Origin of the sequence: Noviherbaspirillum autotrophicum (assembly GCF_000818395.1) — a bacterium.
Classification (GTDB): Bacteria; Pseudomonadota; Gammaproteobacteria; order Burkholderiales; family Burkholderiaceae_D; genus Noviherbaspirillum; species Noviherbaspirillum autotrophicum.
In genome coordinates this window covers 4,221,299-4,240,817 of sequence record NZ_JWJG01000028.1, presented here as the reverse complement: position 1 = coordinate 4,240,817, position 19,519 = coordinate 4,221,299, and the positions used below count along the sequence as shown (strand labels likewise).

16 protein-coding genes and 1 pseudogene are annotated in these 19,519 nt (G+C 58.2%); 14 read left to right on the top strand and 3 right to left on the bottom strand.

Going from position 1 to position 19,519, the window contains the following annotated elements:
- Positions 1 to 4: 4 nt before the first annotated feature.
- From cyoB to TSA66_RS20910, 6 genes are read left to right on the top strand one after another with little or no spacing between them, the layout of a single operon-like run.
- The gene (cyoB, locus tag TSA66_RS20935) at positions 5 to 2,008 is read left to right on the top strand and encodes a cytochrome o ubiquinol oxidase subunit I (protein WP_040038493.1); all 2,004 of its coding nucleotides are present in this window, start codon (positions 5 to 7) and stop codon (positions 2,006 to 2,008) included.
- Positions 2,001 to 2,633 (top strand): cytochrome o ubiquinol oxidase subunit III, encoded by a 633-nt coding sequence (gene cyoC, locus TSA66_RS20930; protein WP_040038492.1) that lies wholly within the window; start codon positions 2,001 to 2,003, stop codon positions 2,631 to 2,633. Before cyoB ends, cyoC begins: the two co-directional genes overlap by 8 nt.
- On the top strand, positions 2,630 to 3,034 hold the full coding sequence (gene cyoD, locus TSA66_RS20925) for a cytochrome o ubiquinol oxidase subunit IV (RefSeq protein ID WP_040038491.1): 405 nt from the start codon (positions 2,630 to 2,632) through the stop codon (positions 3,032 to 3,034). The genes cyoC and cyoD overlap by 4 nt, the downstream gene beginning before the upstream one ends.
- Complete coding sequence (locus TSA66_RS20920; RefSeq protein ID WP_040038490.1) at positions 3,031 to 3,873, top strand: SURF1 family protein; 843 nt, start codon at positions 3,031 to 3,033, stop codon at positions 3,871 to 3,873. Before cyoD ends, TSA66_RS20920 begins: the two co-directional genes overlap by 4 nt.
- A complete protein-coding gene (locus TSA66_RS20915; protein WP_040038489.1) occupies positions 3,870 to 5,216 on the top strand; it encodes an ATP-binding protein in 1,347 nt (448 codons plus the stop codon). The genes TSA66_RS20920 and TSA66_RS20915 overlap by 4 nt, the downstream gene beginning before the upstream one ends.
- The gene (locus tag TSA66_RS20910) at positions 5,206 to 5,742 is read left to right on the top strand and encodes a response regulator transcription factor (RefSeq protein ID WP_040038488.1); all 537 of its coding nucleotides are present in this window, start codon (positions 5,206 to 5,208) and stop codon (positions 5,740 to 5,742) included. The genes TSA66_RS20915 and TSA66_RS20910 overlap by 11 nt, the downstream gene beginning before the upstream one ends.
- Positions 5,743 to 5,766: 24 nt before the next feature.
- On the opposite strand, the gene TSA66_RS20905 is transcribed toward TSA66_RS20910, so the two are convergent.
- On the bottom strand, positions 5,767 to 6,456 hold the full coding sequence (locus TSA66_RS20905; RefSeq protein ID WP_084199119.1) for an RES family NAD+ phosphorylase: 690 nt from the start codon (positions 6,454 to 6,456) through the stop codon (positions 5,767 to 5,769).
- Positions 6,447 to 6,857, bottom strand: coding sequence for an MbcA/ParS/Xre antitoxin family protein (locus TSA66_RS20900; protein WP_052451951.1), 411 nt, complete (start codon positions 6,855 to 6,857; stop codon positions 6,447 to 6,449). The genes TSA66_RS20905 and TSA66_RS20900 overlap by 10 nt, the downstream gene beginning before the upstream one ends.
- Before the next feature lie 419 nt (positions 6,858 to 7,276).
- Between TSA66_RS20900 and TSA66_RS20895 the strand changes: the two genes are divergently transcribed.
- Positions 7,277 to 8,710, top strand: coding sequence for a DEAD/DEAH box helicase (locus TSA66_RS20895; protein ID WP_040038486.1), 1,434 nt, complete (start codon positions 7,277 to 7,279; stop codon positions 8,708 to 8,710).
- A 51-nt stretch (positions 8,711 to 8,761) separates the two neighbouring features.
- Here TSA66_RS20895 and gluQRS read toward each other — a convergent pair whose 3' ends face one another.
- Positions 8,762 to 9,631, bottom strand: a complete 870-nt coding sequence (gluQRS, locus tag TSA66_RS20890; RefSeq protein ID WP_040038485.1) for a tRNA glutamyl-Q(34) synthetase GluQRS — start codon at positions 9,629 to 9,631, stop codon at positions 8,762 to 8,764.
- 244 nt (positions 9,632 to 9,875) lie between these two features.
- On the opposite strand from gluQRS, the gene rfbB reads away from it, so the two are divergent.
- The 7 genes and pseudogenes from rfbB (at position 9,876) to TSA66_RS20855 (ending at position 19,487) form a co-directional block, all read left to right on the top strand.
- The gene (gene rfbB / locus TSA66_RS20885) at positions 9,876 to 10,943 is read left to right on the top strand and encodes a dTDP-glucose 4,6-dehydratase (RefSeq protein ID WP_040038484.1); all 1,068 of its coding nucleotides are present in this window, start codon (positions 9,876 to 9,878) and stop codon (positions 10,941 to 10,943) included.
- Complete coding sequence (gene rfbD, locus TSA66_RS20880; RefSeq protein ID WP_040038483.1) at positions 10,940 to 11,839, top strand: dTDP-4-dehydrorhamnose reductase; 900 nt, start codon at positions 10,940 to 10,942, stop codon at positions 11,837 to 11,839. The genes rfbB and rfbD overlap by 4 nt, the downstream gene beginning before the upstream one ends.
- Complete coding sequence (gene rfbA, locus TSA66_RS20875; RefSeq protein WP_040038482.1) at positions 11,839 to 12,726, top strand: glucose-1-phosphate thymidylyltransferase RfbA; 888 nt, start codon at positions 11,839 to 11,841, stop codon at positions 12,724 to 12,726. Before rfbD ends, rfbA begins: the two co-directional genes overlap by 1 nt.
- Positions 12,723 to 13,268 carry a dTDP-4-dehydrorhamnose 3,5-epimerase gene (rfbC, locus tag TSA66_RS20870; RefSeq protein ID WP_040038481.1) on the top strand — a complete coding sequence of 182 codons (546 nt, stop codon included), beginning with the start codon at positions 12,723 to 12,725 and terminating at the stop codon, positions 13,266 to 13,268. The genes rfbA and rfbC overlap by 4 nt, the downstream gene beginning before the upstream one ends.
- 179 nt (positions 13,269 to 13,447) lie before the next feature.
- Positions 13,448 to 14,141, top strand: a pseudogene (locus tag TSA66_RS20865) (pirin family protein).
- A 544-nt stretch (positions 14,142 to 14,685) separates the two neighbouring features.
- Positions 14,686 to 17,523 (top strand): YjbH domain-containing protein, encoded by a 2,838-nt coding sequence (locus TSA66_RS20860; RefSeq protein ID WP_232429354.1) that lies wholly within the window; start codon positions 14,686 to 14,688, stop codon positions 17,521 to 17,523.
- Positions 17,524 to 17,630: 107 nt separating this feature from the next.
- Positions 17,631 to 19,487 (top strand): SLBB domain-containing protein, encoded by a 1,857-nt coding sequence (locus TSA66_RS20855; protein WP_198358641.1) that lies wholly within the window; start codon positions 17,631 to 17,633, stop codon positions 19,485 to 19,487.
- Positions 19,488 to 19,519: the final 32 nt, after the last annotated feature.

Genomic DNA, 19,519 nt, shown 5'->3' with positions numbered 1-19,519 from the left:
AACGATGCAAGACCACATTGATCTGACGAAGCTCATCTTCGGCCGGCTGAGCTGGGATGCGATTCCGTTTCACGAACCCATCCTGATTGGCACCTTTCTCATGGTCGCCATCGGCGGCGTGGCGGCGTTCGCCGCGCTGACTTATTTCCGCCTGTGGGGCCACCTGTGGCGCGACTGGATCACCAGCATCGACCACAAGAAAATCGGCATCATGTACATGATCCTGGGCCTGGTGATGCTGCTGCGCGGCTTTGCCGATGCGCTCATGATGCGCGCCCAGCAGGCGGTCGCCTTCGGCGACAGCGCCGGTTTCCTGCCGCCGCATCACTACGACCAGATCTTCACCGCCCACGGCGTGATCATGATCTTTTTCGTTGCGATGCCGTTCGTGACCGGCCTGATGAACTACGTGGTGCCGCTGCAGATCGGCGCGCGCGACGTGGCCTTCCCGTTCCTGAACAACTTCAGCTTCTGGATGACGACCTCGGGTGCCGTGCTGGTGATGGCATCGCTGTTCGTCGGCGAATTCGCACGCACCGGCTGGCTCGCCTATCCGCCGCTGTCCGGCATCCTGTACAGCCCGGATGTCGGCGTCGATTACTACATCTGGGCCTTGCAGATTGCCGGCGTGGGCACCTTGCTGTCGGGGGTCAATCTGATCGCGACCATCGTCAAGATGCGCGCGCCCGGCATGAACCTGATGAAGATGCCGGTATTCACCTGGACCGCGCTGTGCACCAACGTGCTGATCGTCGTTACCTTCCCGGTGCTGACCGCCGTGCTGGCAATGCTGTCGGTGGACCGCATGTTCGGCCTGAACTTCTTCACGAACGACCTGGGCGGCAACTCCATGTTGTACGTGAACCTGATCTGGATCTGGGGCCACCCGGAGGTGTACATCCTGGTGCTGCCGGTGTTCGGCATCTTCTCGGAAGTGGTGCCGACCTTTACCGGCAAGCGCCTGTTCGGCTACACCTCGATGGTGTACGCGACGGCGGTCATCACCATTCTGTCGTATCTCGTCTGGCTGCACCACTTCTTCACCATGGGCTCGGGCGCGAGCGTGAACTCGTTCTTCGGCATCACGACGATGATCATCTCGATTCCGACCGGCGCGAAGATCTTCAACTGGCTGTTCACCATGTACCGCGGCCGCATCCGCTTCGAGCTGCCGATGATGTGGACCGTCGCCTTCATGATCACCTTCGTCATCGGCGGCATGACGGGCGTGCTGCTGGCGGTGCCGCCGGCCGACTTCGTGCTGCACAACAGCCTGTTTTTGATCGCGCACTTCCATAACGTGATCATCGGCGGCGTGGTGTTCGGCATTTTTGCCGCGATCAACTACTGGTTCCCGAAAGCCTTCGGCTACAAGCTCGACGTCTTCTGGGGCAAGTGCTCGTTCTGGTTCTGGGTGGTCGGCTTCTACCTCGCCTTCATGCCGCTGTACGTGCTCGGCCTGATGGGTGTGACCCGCCGCATGAGCCACTTCGACGATCCGTCGCTGCAGATCTGGTTCCAGATCGCGGCGCTCGGCGCGGTGCTGATCGCGCTGGGCATTGGTTCGATGCTGGTGCAGTTCTACGTCAGCTTCAAGCGCCGCCACGAGCTGCGCGATGTCACCGGCGACCCGTGGAACGGCCGCACACTGGAATGGTCTACGTCTTCGCCACCGCCGGACTACAACTTTGCGTTCACGCCGCGTGTCTATGACAAGGATGCCTGGACCGACATGAAGAAGCAGGGCTATATCCGTCCGCAGCAAGGCTTCGTCCCGATTCACATGCCGAAGAACACGGCAGCCGGCTTCGTGATCGCCGCCCTCAGCACGGTCGTCGGCTTCGCATTGATCTGGCAGATGTGGCTGGTGGCCGGCCTTGGTTTTGCCGCGACGCTGGCTGCCGTCATTGTCCATACCTTCAATTACAAACGCGATTACCACATCCCGGCGGACGAGGTGGTCCGCACTGAGAATGCCCGTACCCGCATGTTGGAAAGCTATGTCTGAAATTACCGCAAACACTGTTGACGCCCTGAGCGATACCAGCGCGCGCTTTTACGTGCGCGAGCATCATCCGGAAAACGGCACCCTGCTCGGGTTCTGGATCTACCTGATGAGCGACTGCCTGATCTTTGCGTGCCTGTTCGCTGCCTATGCGGTGCTGGGGCGCAATTACGCGGGCGGTCCGACCGGCGCCGAGCTGTTCGACCTGCCGCTGGTGGCGACCAATACCGCCTTGCTGCTGTTGTCGTCGATTACCTATGGCTTCGCCATGCTCGAATCGCAGCGCAAGCGCCTGGGCAGCACGATGCTGTGGCTGGGCATTACCGGACTGTTCGGCCTTGGCTTTCTGGCGCTCGAACTGACTGAATTCGCCCACCTGATCCATGAAGGCGCGGGTCCGCAGCGCAGTGGATTCCTGACGGCGTTCTTCTGCCTGGTCGGCACGCACGGCTTGCACGTGAGCTTCGGCGTCGTCTGGCTGGCGACGCTGATGTTCCAGTTGAGGCGCCACGGCCTCGTCCCTGAAAATCGTCGCCGCCTGATGTGCCTGTCGATGTTCTGGCACTTCCTGGATGTGATCTGGATCGGCGTCTTCACCTTTGTCTACCTGATGGGAGTCTTGCCATGAGCGCGCAACACACGCACGACCCAGGCCATCATGGCCATGACGATCATACTGACCATAGCAGCCTGAAAAGCTATGCGATCGGCTTCGTGCTGTCGGTGATTCTGACCGCGATTCCATTCTGGCTGGTCATGGGCAAGGTGTTCGACAGGTCGAGCACCACCGCCATGGTGATCCTCGGCTTTGCCGCGGTGCAGATCGTGGTCCACATGATCTACTTCCTGCACATGAACACCAAGTCCGAAGGCGGCTGGAACATGCTAGCGCTGATCTTCACCGTGGTGCTGGTGGTGATCGTGCTCTCTGGCTCGATCTGGGTGATGTATCACTTGAATCACAACATGATGCCGGGCATGGCGCCCGACGCCACGCACCAAATGCACCACATGCACGACATGCCATGACGGATGGTTCAGGGCAGGGGCGCGGTGCGGCTTCGCTGGAGGTCGGGCCGCGCCCGCGCTCTTTCGTAACGCTGCTGGTGCTGGCCGTCTGCGCAGCGCTGGCGTTCGCGGCTTTCGTCGCGCTCGGCAGCTGGCAGTTGCAGCGGCTGCAATGGAAACTGGCGCTCATCGAGCGCGTCGAGCAGCGCGCGCATACCGCTCCCGTGCCTGCCCCCGGGCCAGAGCGCTGGCCGTTCATCAGCGCCGAATCCGACGAGTACCGCCATGTGCAGCTCAGCGGCAGGTTCATGCATGAACAATCGGCCCTGGTGCAGGCCGCCACCGAACTGGGCAGCGGCTACTGGCTGCTGACGCCGCTGCACGTGGCCGACAGTGCCGGCGGCGCCATCGTGCTGGTCAATCGCGGCTTTATTCCGGTTGAGGCCGCCGCTAGCGTGCGCCAGGCGAACCGCAGTCGGACTGCCGGCGGCAACCAGACCGTCACCGTTAGCGGCCTGCTGCGCATGAGCGAACCCGGCGGCGCATTTCTGCGGAACAATGATCCCGCTGCCGATCGCTGGCATTCGCGCGACATACAGGCGATTGCCGCTGCGCGCGGCCTGCGCCGGGTTGCGCCATACTTCGTCGATGCGGACGCCGCGCCGGCGCACACTGACGCAGGGCCGGGGGAAATCGCCCCGGTCGGCGGCCTGACGGTCATTTCCTTCCACAACAGCCACTTGGTCTATGCGCTGACTTGGTATGCTCTCGCCTTGATGGTGGCAGCGGCCGGCCTGTGGGTCTGGCGCGAGGAGCGTCGCTTGCGCCGCGCGGCAGAGGGATCGGGTGGGGGAACATGACAGGCAAGACTGAAACGGCATTGAATCGGGCCGAGGTAAGGGAAAAATCAGCCGCCGCGCGCGTCGAAAAGGTCGCCGGCCACAACAACATGCTGCAGTTGATCCAGCTGCGCTGGATCGCCGTTATCGGGCAGATCACGACCATTGCCATCGTCGCCGGCGCGCTGGACATCCGCCTGCCGCTGCCGCAGATGCTCGCGGTGCTGGTCTGCCTGATCGCGTTCAACATCGCCAGCCATCTGCGCTGGCAGGAGCGCCGTGTCGTTTCCAACGGCGAACTGTTTTTCGCGCTGCTGGTCGACGTGGGAAGCCTGACGGCGCAGCTGTATTTCAGTGGCGGGACCACCAATCCATTCGCCTTCCTCTATCTGCTGCAAGTCATTCTGAGCGCCGTGCTGCTGGAGGCGTGGTCGACCTGGACCATTGTCGTCATCACCGGAATGTGCCTGGCCGGGCTGTCGCTGTTTTCCACGCCGCTGGCATTGCCGATCCAGCAGGGGCGCAGCTTTCCCACGCTCTATGTCGAGGGCATGCTGATCTGCTTTGCCCTCATCGCATCGCTGCTGGTGATCTTCATCACGCGCATCATGCGCAATCTGCGCGCCAGTGCCGACAAGCTGGCTCACCTGCGCCAGCGCGCGGCCGAGGAAGAGCATATTGTGCGCATGGGCTTGCTGGCCTCCGGCGCGGCGCACGAACTCGGCACGCCGCTGGCCACGCTGTCGGTGATTCTCGGCGACTGGCGGCGCATGCCGGAATTCAGCAGGAATGCCGACTTGCTGGAGGAAATTACAGAAATGCAGGCGCAGTTGAAGCGCTGCAAGTCCATCGTCAGCGGCATCCTGCTGTCTGCAGGCGAAGCGCGCGGCGAATCGTCGGCCAGGACAACCATCGGCACTTTCTTGAACGATTTGGTCAAAGAATGGTGCGCCAGCCGGCCGGTCGTCGCGTTCGGTTACGAAAACCGCATCCAGCCGGACATCCCCGTGGTATTCGACACCGCGCTTAAGCAAATGATTGTCAACGTGCTCGACAACGCCTTCGAGGCATCGCCGCAGTGGGTCAGCCTGGAGGCCATGCGCGAGGGCGATGCATTGAAGCTGCTGATCACGGATGCCGGCCCCGGATTCGCGCCCGAGATGCTGGCGCAGTTCGGCAAGCCATATCAGTCGAGCAAGGGACGTCCGGGCGGCGGATTGGGCCTGTTCCTGGTGGTGAATGTCGCGCGCAAGTTGGGCGGTACGGTGATTGTGCGCAACCGCGCCGAAGGCGGCGCTGCAATCCTGCTGACCTTGCCGCTGGCATCGATCTCCCTGGAGGAGGGGCAAGGAAATGGCGCCTGACCGCCTGCTGTTAATCGTGGAAGACGATGCCGCCTTTGCGCGCACGCTCGGCCGCTCGTTCGAGCGCCGCAACTACCAGGTATTGCATGCGACGAATGCCGACGAGGTTGCGGCGCTGCTGCAGCAGCATGCGCCATCGCATGCGGTGGTCGACCTGAAGCTGAAAGACAATTCATCCGGCCTGGCCTGTGTGCAAATGCTGCACCAGCGGCATCCGGACATGCTGATCGTGGTCCTGACCGGTTTTGCCAGCATCAACACCGCCGTCGAAGCGATCAAGCTCGGCGCTTGCCAGTATCTGGCCAAGCCGTCCAACACCGACGATATCGAGGCGGCGTTCGGCCATGTCGCTGGCAATACCGACATCGAACTGACGAACCGTTCCACTTCGATCAAGACGCTCGAATGGGAGCGCATCCACGAAGTGCTCGCGGAAACCGGATTCAATATTTCAGAAACGGCGCGCCGCCTTGGCATGCATCGCCGCACACTCGCGCGCAAGCTGGAGAAGCAGCGCGTCAAATAGGTGCGGTCGGCCAGCGTCGCGGCCTTACATTACCTTCTCGTAGACATCCGAAAACTGCGCGCCATCCCATTGATAAAGCATCTGGCTCGCGTGCCGGCAGTTCGACAGGGGGAGCGTCCTGAAGGCCGCAACGCATTCGCGGCCTTCCATGCGCACGCTGCGGTAGGTCACGCCGTTCGAGCCTTGCGCTCTGAGTTCGCGCGCCAGCGCCTGCGAAGCGGCATACGAAGCCGGATCATAGACCGGATGGTCTTTCTGCATGTCGCGCAAGTCATGCAGCCGGCCTGACACTTCGACGTGATATACGCGCATCTGCAACTGGATCGGCGGCTCGCTGGTGGCTGCCAGAAAACGCGCCTGGTGGTAGCGGGTTTCGGCCACCGCAGCCGCCTTGTCCCTGGCGGCATAGAACACGCCGAAACTGCCGTCGGAAAAGCGGCTGCCGGCCGGGTTCAGGTGCGTGAAGGCTGCCATGATCGGCCCGCTGCCCGGCCCATACAGGCGTTCCGCATGCGGCACCAGCTCGATGGCGCCCACTTCGTCGCGGATGCGGTCGTTGGTCATCGCTTCGAGCGCATACAAGGCGTCGAAGTCGTCCGGCGACGCGACGCGGTCGAACAGGTTAATGGCGGGGAAGCGGGTCGGGACGATGCGATAGGCCGGATGCCAGTCGACTTGCGCCAGCGGATACGTCACTGGCACGGTTACGCCCAGCCGCCGCGCATGGCATCGAGATACTGGCGCACGACGAACAGGTCCGCCACATTGCCCGACAACATGCGATCCAGCGCGCTTTTGCCGCCGAACAGCGTCGCCGCATTCGGCTTCCTGATCCAGCTATCGGCGGCCTTTTCGTCCGGCAAGAGAATCTGCAGGGCTTTGTAGATGCCCAATAGGTAAGAAATGCGTTCCAGCGTGTCGCGACCGAGATGGGCTGCCTCCGGCTGCTTTTTCCATTTATAGAAGGTCGAGCGTGGCGGGCTGCCCAGCAGGACGAGCTGTTCATCGGTATCTAAGTTCCACAGGCGCGCGATATTGCCGAATGCGCGTACCGCCGCTGCGGACATTGCTTCCGCCGTAACCGGTGCATGCGCGTTTTCAGTGCGAATCCCCATATGAGCAGCCTGGATATAAAGGTTATTGAGATAAAAACACTTTAGTCTAAAAATGGATTAACTTCAATTAATTTTCTCAAACTGGAATTATTATTGTAAGTATCGATGGCAGTGTCAGAGGATATGAATGAAAAATATCTGCTTTTGGGACGCCGGCCGACAATTCCCTGCAATCTTTGCCTGCAGCCACTGTCACAGGAAAAGCGCACCGTGCGAATCGTCTGGAACCCGCTGGCTTGGCGGGTCATGAACGGTGCTTCCATGCAGGCGTATAATGAAAGGTTGTTTTACGTAACGATGCTGCGGTTGACCACTGCCATGTTGCGTGGACTCTGTAACCGAATAGGCGGCGTTTTTCGGCACAGTTCATTGACGTCGCGCTTACTGACAGCCTGGTAGCAGGCTTATTGAAATCACCTATGTCCCACACCCCGTTAGCAACCCCGCAAACCGGCGCACCGGCTGTCCGCTTCGAAGACTTCGGACTGTCCGCCGATATTTTGCGCGCGCTCGCCGACCAAGGTTATGTACATCCCACGCCGATCCAGGCCGAGGCGATCCCCGTTGTCCTGCAAGGCCGCGACGTCATGGGCGCGGCGCAAACCGGCACAGGAAAGACCGCCGGTTTTTCCTTGCCCATCATTCAGTTGCTGCTCGCGCATGCGAGTACCAGCGCCTCTCCTGCGCGCCATCCGGTGCGTGCGCTGATCCTGACGCCGACGCGGGAGCTGGCTGACCAGGTGGCGGATAACGTGAAGGCCTATTCGCGTCACACGCCGCTGCGCTCCGTCGTGGTGTTTGGCGGCGTCGACATGGCGCCGCAAACCGCCGCCTTGCGTGCTGGTGTGGAAATCGTGATTGCCACCCCGGGCCGCTTGCTCGACCACGTGCAGCAAAAGACCGTGAACCTGTCGCAGACGCAGATCCTGGTGATGGACGAGGCGGACCGCATGCTTGACATGGGCTTCTTGCCTGACCTGCAGCGCATCATCAACCTGCTGCCGAAAGAGCGCCAGAACCTGATGTTCTCCGCGACCTTCTCGCCGGAGATCAAGAAGCTGGCGAACAGCTTCCTGAAGAACCCGGTGACGATCGAAGTCGCGCGCAGCAACGCCACCGCCGACAATGTCACGCAGGTGCTGTACAAGGTCGAGGAAGAGGCCAAGCGCGACGCGGTGGCGCATATCATCCGCGAACGCGGCCTGAAGCAGGTAATCGTTTTCTCGAATACCAAGATCGGCGCTTCGCGCCTGTCGCGCCATCTGGAAAAGGAAGGCGTCAAGGCAGCAGCGATCCACGGCGACAAGACCCAGGCCGAACGCATGGCCGCGCTCGAAGCCTTCAAGCAGGGCGGCATCGAAGTGCTGGTCGCGACCGACGTGGCTGCGCGCGGCCTGGACATCGCCGAACTGCCTTGCGTGATCAATTTCGACTTGCCATACAACGCCGAGGACTACGTGCACCGCATCGGGCGTACCGGCCGTGCCGGCGCCTCGGGTGACGCGATCTCGCTGTTTACCGACAAGGATGCGCGGCAGCTCGCCGACATCGAAAAGCTGATCAAGCACACCATTTCACGCCTGCAGCTCTCCGGCTTCGTGCCGCCGCGTTCGGCCGATCGCCGTCCGCGCCATGAAGGCGGCAGCGAAGAGCGTCAGGGTGCGGTGCGTTCGTCGTACGGACGCAGCGGCTACGCGCCGCGCAAGGAAAAGGTCGACCCGTGGTTCCTGAAGCCGTACGAGCCGGCGCCGCAGAGCGCGTCGGACGAGGCACGCGAGGACGCCTCGCAACCGGGCGCAACCAAGCAAAAGGCCAAGGTGGCGGCGCTGCTTGGCGGGATGCCGAAGCGGTAAAAACGTCACTCGAAAAAGAACTGCCTCTCCCGCTGGCGGGAGAGAGGCTGGTCACTTAAACCGCCGCGCCCATCCCGCGATCGCTTCCCGCCAGAACGCCTCCTGCGAACGCACTCCCTCAACCGGTAACTGCAGAAACCGCGCCGCCGCGATCAGCTCCTCCAGCGGCTTGCCCGGATCGAGCGTCTGCGCCCCGGTCTGCTTCGACAGTTTTTCTCCTTCGGCATTGGTCACCACCGGCACATGCAGGTAGCGCGGCGTCGGCAATCCAAGCAGGCGCTGCAGGTAAATCTGGCGCGGCGTCGAGTCCAGCAAGTCCGCGCCGCGCACGACGTCGGTGACGCCTTGCTCCGCATCGTCGACTACCACCGCCAGCTGATATGCCCAGAAGCCGTCGGCTCGCCTGAGCACGAAGTCGCCGACCTCGCTCGCCAGGTTTTGCGTGACCGTTCCCATCCAGCGATCCTCGAATGCTACCCAGGCGCTGGCATGCTCCGGCACGCGCAGCCGCCAGGCGCGCGCCGTCTTCCCCGCGGCCAGGCCCGGCCGGCAGGTGCCGGGATATACCGCCGCGCCATCGCTGGCCACGCCGATGCGCGAGTCCGCGATCTCGCGCCGCGTGCAGCCGCACGCATAGGTGTGCGAACCCAGGCGCGCAAATGCCGCCTCGTACAAGGGCTTGCGCCGGCTTTGCCACACCACTTCGCCGTCCCACCGCATGCCGAACGCGCCAAGACACTGCAGGATGGCGTCGGCCGCCCCCGGCACGGTACGCGCCTCGTCGATATCCTCGATGCGCACCAGCCATCTGCCGTCATGTGCTTTCGCATCAAGATAGCTGGCCAGCGCGGCGACCAGAGATCCTTTGTGCAGCGGGCCGGAAGGGGAGGGCGCAAAGCGGCCGATATACGATGAGGTCATGTCGTTTTCAGAAACTTTGCCCAAAATCACGACTGTTGTCGATGAGCGGAAAATGATGAGAAGGAAGCTTTATACTGCAACTCAAGTCGAGACAATAGAATTTATCTGACGGTTCATTCTCTTTCAAATTTGCAATCACATAAATATCAAAAAGAAAGGGTGAGCCTTCATATCAAATTCAATTTATGGATAGCTGATACTGTAAAGCCTGCTAGGCTCGGTTAATAGAAATTAAGGGTGGAAAATGATTCTCGTTACAGGAGGGGCGGGCTTCATTGGCTCGAATTTTGTCTTGGACTGGTTTACTCATTCCGATGAGCCGGTTATCAATCTCGATACGCTTACATATGCCGGCAATATGGAGAATTTGGCATCCCTGCGGGGTGACGACCGGCATATCTTTGTCAAAGGCGATATTGGCGAGCTAAGTTTGGTGGAAAACCTTTTGGCTCGGTACACGCCTCGTGCCATCATCAATTTTGCTGCCGAATCTCACGTGGACCGCTCCATTCACGGCCCCGAAGCTTTTATTCAGACTAATATTGTCGGCACCTTTCACTTGCTCGAAGCCGCGCGCGCTTACTGGGATGGGCTCGATCCGGGCAAAAAGCAGGCATTTCGCTTTCTGCATGTGTCCACCGATGAAGTGTATGGATCACTGACAAGCTCTGACCCTGCCTTTACTGAAACAAGTCGTTATCAGCCTAACAGTCCGTATTCGGCCAGCAAGGCTGCCAGTGACCATCTGGTACGGGCATACCACCATACGTACCACTTTCCGGTGCTAACGACTAATTGCTCCAATAACTACGGGCCTTACCACTTTCCCGAAAAACTCATCCCGCTCATGATCGTCAATGCCCTAGCCGGTAAAGCTTTGCCAGTATATGGCGACGGCCGCCAAATCCGTGATTGGCTCTATGTGAGGGATCACTGCAGTGCCATTCGCCGTGTACTGGAAGCCGGTAAGGTTGGGGAAACCTATAACGTTGGCGGCTGGAACGAAAAAGCAAACATTGATATCGTTAATACGATATGCGCTCTCTTGGATGAGCTGCGCCCACGAACGGACGGCAAGTCCTATCGCGAGCAAATAAAGTACGTGCAGGACCGTCCGGGTCATGATCGTCGCTATGCCATTGACGCTCGGAAACTTGAGCGCGAGCTCGGCTGGAAACCGGCAGAGACATTTGAAACCGGAATCCGAAAAACGGTGCAATGGTATCTCGACAATCAAGCTTGGGTGGACCATGTCCAGTCCGGCGTTTATCGCGAGTGGATGGAAAAAAATTATGCTGGGAGAACGCAGTGAAAATTCTCCTGTTTGGCAAAAGTGGGCAGGTTGGCTGGGAACTGCAGCGTAGCCTTGCCGTCTTGGGAGACGTGATTGCACTGGACGTCACAAGCGGCGATGTGTGCGGCGATTTCACGAAGTTGCAAGAGTTGGCCGCTACCGTTCGCCAAATTAGGCCCGGCGTCATTGTTAATGCAGCTGCCCATACTGCCGTCGACAAGGCTGAAAGCGAACCTGAATTGGTGCGTGCCATCAACGCCCTTGCGCCTGAGGTATTGGCGCAAGAGGCCAAGGCGATCGGCGCCTGGCTGGTTCATTATTCAACAGACTATGTATTCGACGGCAGCGGCGAAAAACCATGGCGGGAAGACGACGTTGCCGGACCGCTCAGCATATACGGTGCGACTAAGCGGGAAGGCGAACAGGCGATACAGCAATCGGGCTGCAATCATTTGATTTTCCGGACGAGTTGGGTGTATGCCGCACGTGGAGGAAATTTTGCAAAAACCATGCTGCGGCTGGCCAGCGAGAGAGAACGCCTCACTGTAATCAATGATCAGGTCGGGGCACCTACTGGTGCCGACCTAATTGCCGACATAACAGCACATGCGATTCGGATAGCGCAGCTTCATCCGCAGGTTTCCGGCCTCTATCACTTGGTAGCATCAGGGGAGACATCTTGGTACGGATATGCGAGATTCGTGCTGGATTTTGCCTGTAATGCGGGAGTTAATCTCAAGGTCACTCCTGATAATCTCGTGCCAGTGGCAACCACCGCCTTTCCTACACCGGCGCGTCGGCCACATAACTCCCGGCTGGATACGAACAAACTGCAGTCCACCTTCAATTTGCAAATGCCGCCTTGGCAAAGCGGCGTAGCGCGCATGCTTACTGAAATCCTGGAAAAACAATAATGACTCTACGCAAAGGTATTATCCTCGCCGGAGGATCCGGAACGCGGCTCTACCCGGTAACCAAGGCAGTCTCCAAGCAACTGCTGCCCATCTATGACAAGCCGATGATCTACTACCCGCTCAGTACATTGATGCTGGCAGGTATTCGTGACATTCTGATCATCTCCACGCCGCAAGACCTGCCCCGATTCGAGCAATTGCTGCGGGACGGTAGAGAATGGGGCATGAATTTGCAGTATGCGGTACAGCCGAAGCCCGATGGGCTGGCGCAGGCTTTTATCATTGGCAAGGACTTTATTGGCAACGCATCGTCGGCGCTAGTATTGGGCGACAATATTTTTTATGGCCATGATTTGCAGCCCATGCTTGAACGAGCGACAAACAAGCGTGACGGCGCGACCGTGTTTGCCTACCATGTCAACGACCCAGAGCGTTACGGCGTGGTGGGGTTCGATGAGCAGGGGCGCGCTATTTCGCTGGAAGAAAAGCCGAGGCAGCCGAAATCAAATTATGCAGTCACTGGCTTGTATTTTTACGACGCGCAGGTGATTGATATTGCTGCTGATCTTAAGCCATCTGCGCGCGGCGAATTGGAGATCACCGATGTCAATCGTATCTATTTGGAACGTGCCCAACTCTTGGTCGAGATGATGGGGCGAGGGTATGCATGGTTGGACACCGGTACGCACGCAAGTCTGATCGAAGCCAGCAACTTTATCGCAACCATTGAAAATCGCCAGGGATTGAAAGTCGCCTGTCCTGAGGAAATCGCTTATCGCAAAGGCTTTATCGACGCCGAACAACTGCACGCGCTGGCGCAGCCGCTCACCAAGAACGGTTATGGCGAGTACCTGCTCAGGATCTTGAAAGAGGAAGTGTCGTCGTGAAAATTACTTCAACACGTCTGCCGGAAGTCCTTATTATAGAGCCCAGGGTTTTCGGAGACAGCCGCGGCTTTTTCTTTGAAAGCTACAATCGGCAAGCGTTTAGTCAAGTGACCGGCTTGGAGGTTGACTTTGTTCAGGACAATCACTCGCGTTCCGTACAAGGGGTGTTGCGCGGATTGCATTACCAGATTCGTCAGCCACAAGGCAAGCTTGTGCGAGTGGTGAAGGGGGCAGTGTTTGATGTGGCAGTGGATATCCGAAAGTCTTCGCCGACTTTCGGTCAGTGGGTTGGTGTCACGCTAAGCGAAGATAATTGCCGTCAGTTATATGTTCCTCCGGGTTTTGCGCACGGATTCGTCGTTATCAGTGACAGCGCAGACTTTTTGTATAAAACGACTGATTATTACGCTCCAGAGCATGAGCGGTGTATTGCATGGAATGACGTGACGATCGGCATAGAGTGGCCTATCGACGGCGAGCCAGTCGTATCGGCCAAAGATAAGGCGGGACTTCCGCTTTCACAGGCCGAGCTGTTCGCTTGATTCCTCATGCTGATGCGGGGATAGGTCAGCCATTGCGCATACCTCCTCGACAACCTCCAGCGATACCCGCTACATCCGGTACTCGCCGTGCGCTTCGTCACTCTCGTCTGTTGCGGATGATTGGAAAACTTTAAACAGTGGAACAAATCGAAATGATTGCATTGACGTGAAGGCGCAAAATGGTCGAGATACGTAGAAGTGACGCACGGGGGTATGCCAATCACGGTTGGCTGGATTCCTGGCACAGCTTTTCCTTCGCCGACTACTACGACCCGAAGTACATGGAATTCGGCCCACAACGCGTGATCAATGAGGATCGCATCGCGCCGGGTTCCGGTTTTGGTACTCACGGTCATCGCAATATGGAGATCATTAGCTACGTGCTCGACGGCGAACTGGCTCACAGGGATAGCATGGGTAACAGCAGTGTGATTCGTCCCGGTGATGTGCAACGCATGAGCGCAGGCACCGGCGTCCTGCATTCCGAGTACAACCCTACGCAAGACAGCGCCGCGCATTTCTTGCAAATTTGGATCGAGCCAGACCGGTTTGGTCTTACGCCAAGCTATGAGGAAAAGCACTTCGACGAGACGCAGAAACGCGGCCGTCTGTGTCTGATCGCAGGCCCCGACGGACAAGCTGGTTCAGTTGTGGTGCATCAGGATGCGAGGCTGTATGCCGGTTTGTTTGGCGGAACCGAAGGTGTGGAAATATCTGTTTCGCCCAAGCGGCGTCCATATATGCACGTGGCGCGTGGCAGTGTTTATGTCAATGATATTGCGCTTAGGCGATGCGCTGAAGATTGTTGGTGAAAAGATAATTAATGTATCTCGTGGAAAATACGCTGAAGTCTTGTTGTATGATCTCCCTTAATTTTTCTGCTGTGCTGGGTATGGCTAAACGGGCGTCCGATGAGTGGATACCATCTTCCGTTTCAATCTCCAACGAATATAGGGTTGGTGGCGAGACCATTCCGACCGAATAATCCAACCTTGTCAGGTCCCTGAAAAACCTCCGTTTGAAAAATGCACAGATCTGCCAGTGCATTTGATCATTTGTCCATCCCATATTTTGGGTAACTTTTCCGGGTAATTAATTACTCGAAAGTTATTAAGAAACAATACCTTGCGTGCGTATCAATTATGCCGCGAACCACTTATTTTCCAAATGCAACAGTGCTAAACTAGCGGACTATTGATAATTATCAATACCTGCTTCCATTTGTTGTCATTGTCGTATCTTTGCGTACAGCGCGTTGGTGTGGCAAGGGCAGGTGCAGGACGGTGCGAAGGAGCAGGGGTGTGCACCTTCTTGATCGAGTCTTTGCTGTTCAGATTTCGCTACATTCCACGCTATTGGGTTGCCATTGGGTGGAATTGATCTGATAGCTATTTCAGGGTTGTCGGATTTGTTATCAGTGCTGCGAAAATCCATTAAATGTGCTTGGTATGGTTGCCTTGCGATCGGCGGCGCGCAAGCATTTGGCGCGACCCCGACCATTCAGGGCCAGTCCGGGTATATCAACATGCCCAGCGCCTCGGTTGAAGCCGATGGCACGTTCAGCATTGGCTATGGATACGACAGTCCGTATGGCGCCTTGTGGGCTACATCAACGATTCTTCCCTTTCTGCAGGTAACCGGTCGCTACGTCTCAATAACGGGCATCCCAGGCTTTACCAACGATCCGAACGCCTACGGCAGCGGTTATGGCCGTTATAAGGACAAGGTGATCGATGCCAAGCTCAAGCTGTGGGATGAAACCATCTGGCTGCCGTCCGTAGCGCTCGGCGCAACTGATTTGCAGGGCACAGAATTATTCAAAGGGCAATACGCAGTAGCGACAAAGACATTCGGCAGTAGCAGGAATCTGGAGGCAAGTGTCGGTTACGGGCGGCTAAGACCGGAGGGTCTTTTTGCAGGTATGCGCTGGACGCCCGAGAATTTACCGCGCTGGTCCCTCGTGGCGGAATACGACGCAAATAACTATCCCAAGGACTTTCGGGCCGCTGAAACGTTTGCCGGGCAGCGCCGCAAGGGACCGTCGGTCGGTGTCGAATACCGCTGGGGATGGTTGGGTGTTCAGGCGGCACGGCACCAAGATAATTCCAGCCTCAACGCTTTCGTCAGCATTCCGTTCTCCGAGCGGGAGTTCGTCCCCAAGATTCACGAGCCATCCTACTACCAGGAGAAAGGCGATCATCGGCGCCCTTCGATAGAGGAATGGCAGCATGACCCGGCGTATGGTGCTGCGTTGGTGGAAGCGCTCGCCAAGCAAGACTTCAAGAACATCCGGATTCAGCTGCAAGGCCATACGCTGAACCTGACGCTCACCAACAGTCGCATTTCCAATCTCGGTCGCGCCGTTGGTCGCGCCACGCGTGTCGCGTTGGCGTTTGCGCCTGTGGATATTAGCAACATTCACGTCACCTACACCAAGCTCGAGCAGCCGGTCGCGACCTACGAGTTTTTTGATCTGGAAAAATTAAGCGACTATCTGGCGGGCCGCATTCCGCGCGAGGCATTTCTTGAAACGGTGCTGGTGCGTTACCCGAACCAGGGTGACATGATCCATGCCGACCAGGAAGGCATGCTGGTCGGCATAAAGGATACTGCCGGGCTGGATGTCATTGTCGGTCGTGACGGCGAAGTCGTACAACTGGCGTCGGAAGACCGCGAAGCAAACCGCTTCAAAATTGTGCCCAAACTGGGCTTCTTCTTTAACGATCCGAGCGGCGCGTTGCGTTATGAACTGGTGGCCTCCTCCAATTATGACAAGCGCCTGGGCGAAGGGTTGTATCTCAACAGCGCCCTAGGCCTGAAAATTTCTGAGAACGTCAGCGATGTAACGCAGCCGTCCAACAGCCTGTTACCTCATGTACGCACCGACGTGGCGGACTACAAGCGCGCCAGCCGCATCAAGCTGTATCGCTTGCTGCTCAACAAATATGCCACACCTGCCGAGCGTTGGTATGTCCGCGTGTCCAGTGGTGTCTACGAAGAAATGTATCGCGGCGTCGGTGGCCAGGTTCTCTATCTGCCGAAGGACAGCCGCTGGGCATTTGATCTGACGATGGATGCGTTGCAGCAGCGCGACTTCAAAGGCTGGCTCGGCAAGCGTGATTACAAAACGGTCACTGCGCTCGGCGCCGTGCACTATCGCCTGCCATATGGCATCACTGCGACCGCACGGGCAGGCCGGTTTCTGGCGAAGGATGTCGGCGTGCGAGGCGAGTTCAAGCGTCGCTTCTTGTCCGGCATCGAGGTGGGGGCATGGTTCACCCGTACTAATGGCAACGACATTACGTCACCTGGTAAGCCGGAGGCGCCATACCACGACAAAGGCGTATTCATCTCGATCCCGTTGGGCACCATGCTCACCAGCGATACGCAGGCGAGTGCCGGTTTCGCCATCTCTCCCTGGACGCGCGACGTTGGCCAGATGGTGGCGTCTCCGGGCGACTTGTACGAGCTAATGGAAAATCCGCGCCGCGACATGACAACCATCGACGGCTTGGGCAATTTCGCCGAGCGTGCGGATGAACAGAACCACCCGGCGGTTAATCCGCCGGAACACAAATTGGACAATCCGTGGCCGGCGATGCGGCAGCGGTTGGAAAGCTCCTCTTCGGCGCTGCCATCGGCTCCGGATGCATTGAAAGGCATCGGGCTCGCTGCCGGCGCACTCGCGGTAGCGTCCCTTGGCGATAAGGCGATCGCCCGCATTGCAAAGGACCATATCGGCTCGCGCCTGAGTCGCGGCCTCGATACGTTCGGCAAAACTGTTCCACTTGCGGCGGTCGGTGCTGCTGGCATGGCGCTGGCATTCGGCGACGAGCGCATGCAGAACACAGGCGTTGTTTCGCTCCAGTCAGCGCTAGTAGCGGCCGGTGCCAGCATCGGAACCAAGTACGTTGTCGGCCGGGCCCGCCCGGAAGAAGAGCGCGGGCAGTGGACGCGTGCTACGACGCGCTCCGACGCATCCTTTCCATCCAATCATGCGAGTATCGCATTCGCAGCGGTGACGCCCTTTGCAAAAGAATACGACGCACAGTGGCTATACGGTGTGGCAGCCGTTGGTTCGATGGGCCGGGTCGCAGCGAGAAAACACTGGTTTTCGGATGTGGCTGCCGGCGGCATTCTGGGTTATGCGACCGGCTCTTGGCTATGGAATGCACAGCATGACAATAGCAAATCGGTAGTTTCGTTTAATGCCGGGCCGGGCGAAGTCGGCGTGTCATGGCAAAAAACCTACTGAACTTCCCCGGATTACTCGAAATTTATTGAATATTTTAAGAATCACGAATGAGAAACTCATATTTCGCAGTATCACTGCTGGCAGGCGGTCTGATCTTTTTGGCGGACGTGGCGCTAGCAGCAACACCGTCGAATTGGCCTCAGGATATGAGCAACCAAGCCACGGCAGCTTCCGCTAACGCGAGTCAGGGACCGACCATTGCAGCCGGCACAACCGGTCTCCCGCGCATCTCGAATACTGGGGCAGATGCTCGTGTGAACGGTGAGATGCGAGTGCAGCAAGGAATGCCGCCATATCCCTTGCCCAAACGAGAAAAATCGACCTTCGCAATTTTTGTCGAAAAGGTGGCGGGAACGTCGCTGGAGATTTTCGGCACGGACTTGTTCGTCGATGCGCCCAGCAATTTCACATCGCTCAATGGTGTGCCGGTGAATGCCGACTATATAGTCGGCCCGGGCGACGAGCTGCAGATTCGCGGTTGGGGTATGGTCGACATTGACCTGAGCGCTACTGTCGACCGCAGTGGTGCAATCTACATTCCACGCGTGGGCTCCGTGCGAGTCGCCGGCGTGAAGTACCGCGATTTACAAGGCCACCTCAAAAAAGCGATCGGTAAGAACTTCAGTAACTTTGAACTGACTGCCAGCATTTCGCAGGCGCGCTCCGTGCAGGTTTACGTAGTCGGGCATGCAGCCCGCCCGGGAACCTATACGCTCAATGCGATGAGCACGCTTCTCAACGCACTGTTTACCTCTGGTGGGCCGGATGCCTCTGGTTCGATGCGCAATATTCAGGTCAAGCGTGGCGACGCAACGATCACGACCTTCGACGTCTATGACATGCTGGTCAAGGGCGACAAAAGCCGTGACGTGCCGCTACAGGACGGCGACGTGGTTTATATCCCCGAAGTCGGCCCGCTGGTTGCGTTGACCGGCAATGTGAAGAGGCCTAGTATCTTCGAATTGAAAGGCCAGTCTTCGCTTGCCGACCTGATGGCATGGGCAGGTGGCTTTGACTCCGCAACCGAATCAAAGCAAGTCGTGGTCGAAAAAAACGTTAATAACAATTACCAGGTCATCGCCGACCTAATTGCTGACAACAGCAATGCCGGCAGCCGGCTAGCAGGTATACCACTGCAACCGGCTGACGTGCTGCGCGTGTTTTCGCCCGGCGCTGTCCCTGTCCAGGCACAGGTTCGCAACGAGTATGTGCGTGTATCGGGGGAAATCAAGCAAAGCGGCGTATTCCAGCTGCGAAAAGGCGAGACCCTGCGCGCACTGATCGCCCGCTTAGGCGGCATCACCGAAGATGGCTATCTCTATGCGATGCAGCTCACGCGTGAGAGCGTACGTCGCGCTCAGCAGGCAAAGCTCAACGAAGTGGCCGACCGCTTCGAGCGGGACATCGAATCAAACGCCAAGCAGCGCCTAGCCGGCACCACTGACAAAGAGAATATCGCAGCTGTCAACGCCGAGCTTGAGCGGCAACGCCAGCTCGCACAGAAAATGCGCTCCATCAAAGCGGAAGGGCGGATCGTACTCGAACTGTCCGATGCTGACGCACAGGTGAAAAATCTGCCGGACCTCGAACTGCAGGGCGACGACGCTATCTACGTTCCGCGCAAGCCGGGCACCGTCGATGTCATGGGCGCGGTATTCCAGCAAAGCGCATTCATCTTCAAACCGCAACGCATCGTCAACGACTACCTCGGCCTTGCAGGCGGCCCGACGGCAACCGCGGACACCTCGGAGATTTATCTGCTGCACGCCGACGGTACTGCGCAAAGCTCGCACAGTAGCGGATGGTTCGGTGGATTGGGCGGCGCACGTGTCAATCCGGGTGATGCCGTCGTCGTGCCGGAAAAAATCGATCGCAACTCATGGACGCAGAGCGTGAAGGAATGGACGACTATTCTTTATCAGTTTGGATTGGGCGCGGCTGGGCTCAAAGTGTTGAAAAACTAACGTGATCGATTTTCATACCCAATATCGGGAGC

Coding starts and splice junctions, on each gene's coding strand:
- cyoB (WP_040038493.1), top strand. CDS start 5: ATGCAAGACCACATTGATCTGACGAAGCTCATCTTCGGCCGGCTGAGC.
- cyoC (WP_040038492.1), top strand. CDS start 2,001: ATGTCTGAAATTACCGCAAACACTGTTGACGCCCTGAGCGATACCAGC.
- cyoD (WP_040038491.1), top strand. CDS start 2,630: ATGAGCGCGCAACACACGCACGACCCAGGCCATCATGGCCATGACGAT.
- TSA66_RS20920 (WP_040038490.1), top strand. CDS start 3,031: ATGACGGATGGTTCAGGGCAGGGGCGCGGTGCGGCTTCGCTGGAGGTC.
- TSA66_RS20915 (WP_040038489.1), top strand. CDS start 3,870: ATGACAGGCAAGACTGAAACGGCATTGAATCGGGCCGAGGTAAGGGAA.
- TSA66_RS20910 (WP_040038488.1), top strand. CDS start 5,206: ATGGCGCCTGACCGCCTGCTGTTAATCGTGGAAGACGATGCCGCCTTT.
- TSA66_RS20900 (WP_052451951.1), bottom strand. CDS start 6,857: ATGGGGATTCGCACTGAAAACGCGCATGCACCGGTTACGGCGGAAGCA.
- TSA66_RS20895 (WP_040038486.1), top strand. CDS start 7,277: ATGTCCCACACCCCGTTAGCAACCCCGCAAACCGGCGCACCGGCTGTC.
- gluQRS (WP_040038485.1), bottom strand. CDS start 9,631: ATGACCTCATCGTATATCGGCCGCTTTGCGCCCTCCCCTTCCGGCCCG.
- rfbB (WP_040038484.1), top strand. CDS start 9,876: ATGATTCTCGTTACAGGAGGGGCGGGCTTCATTGGCTCGAATTTTGTC.
- rfbA (WP_040038482.1), top strand. CDS start 11,839: ATGACTCTACGCAAAGGTATTATCCTCGCCGGAGGATCCGGAACGCGG.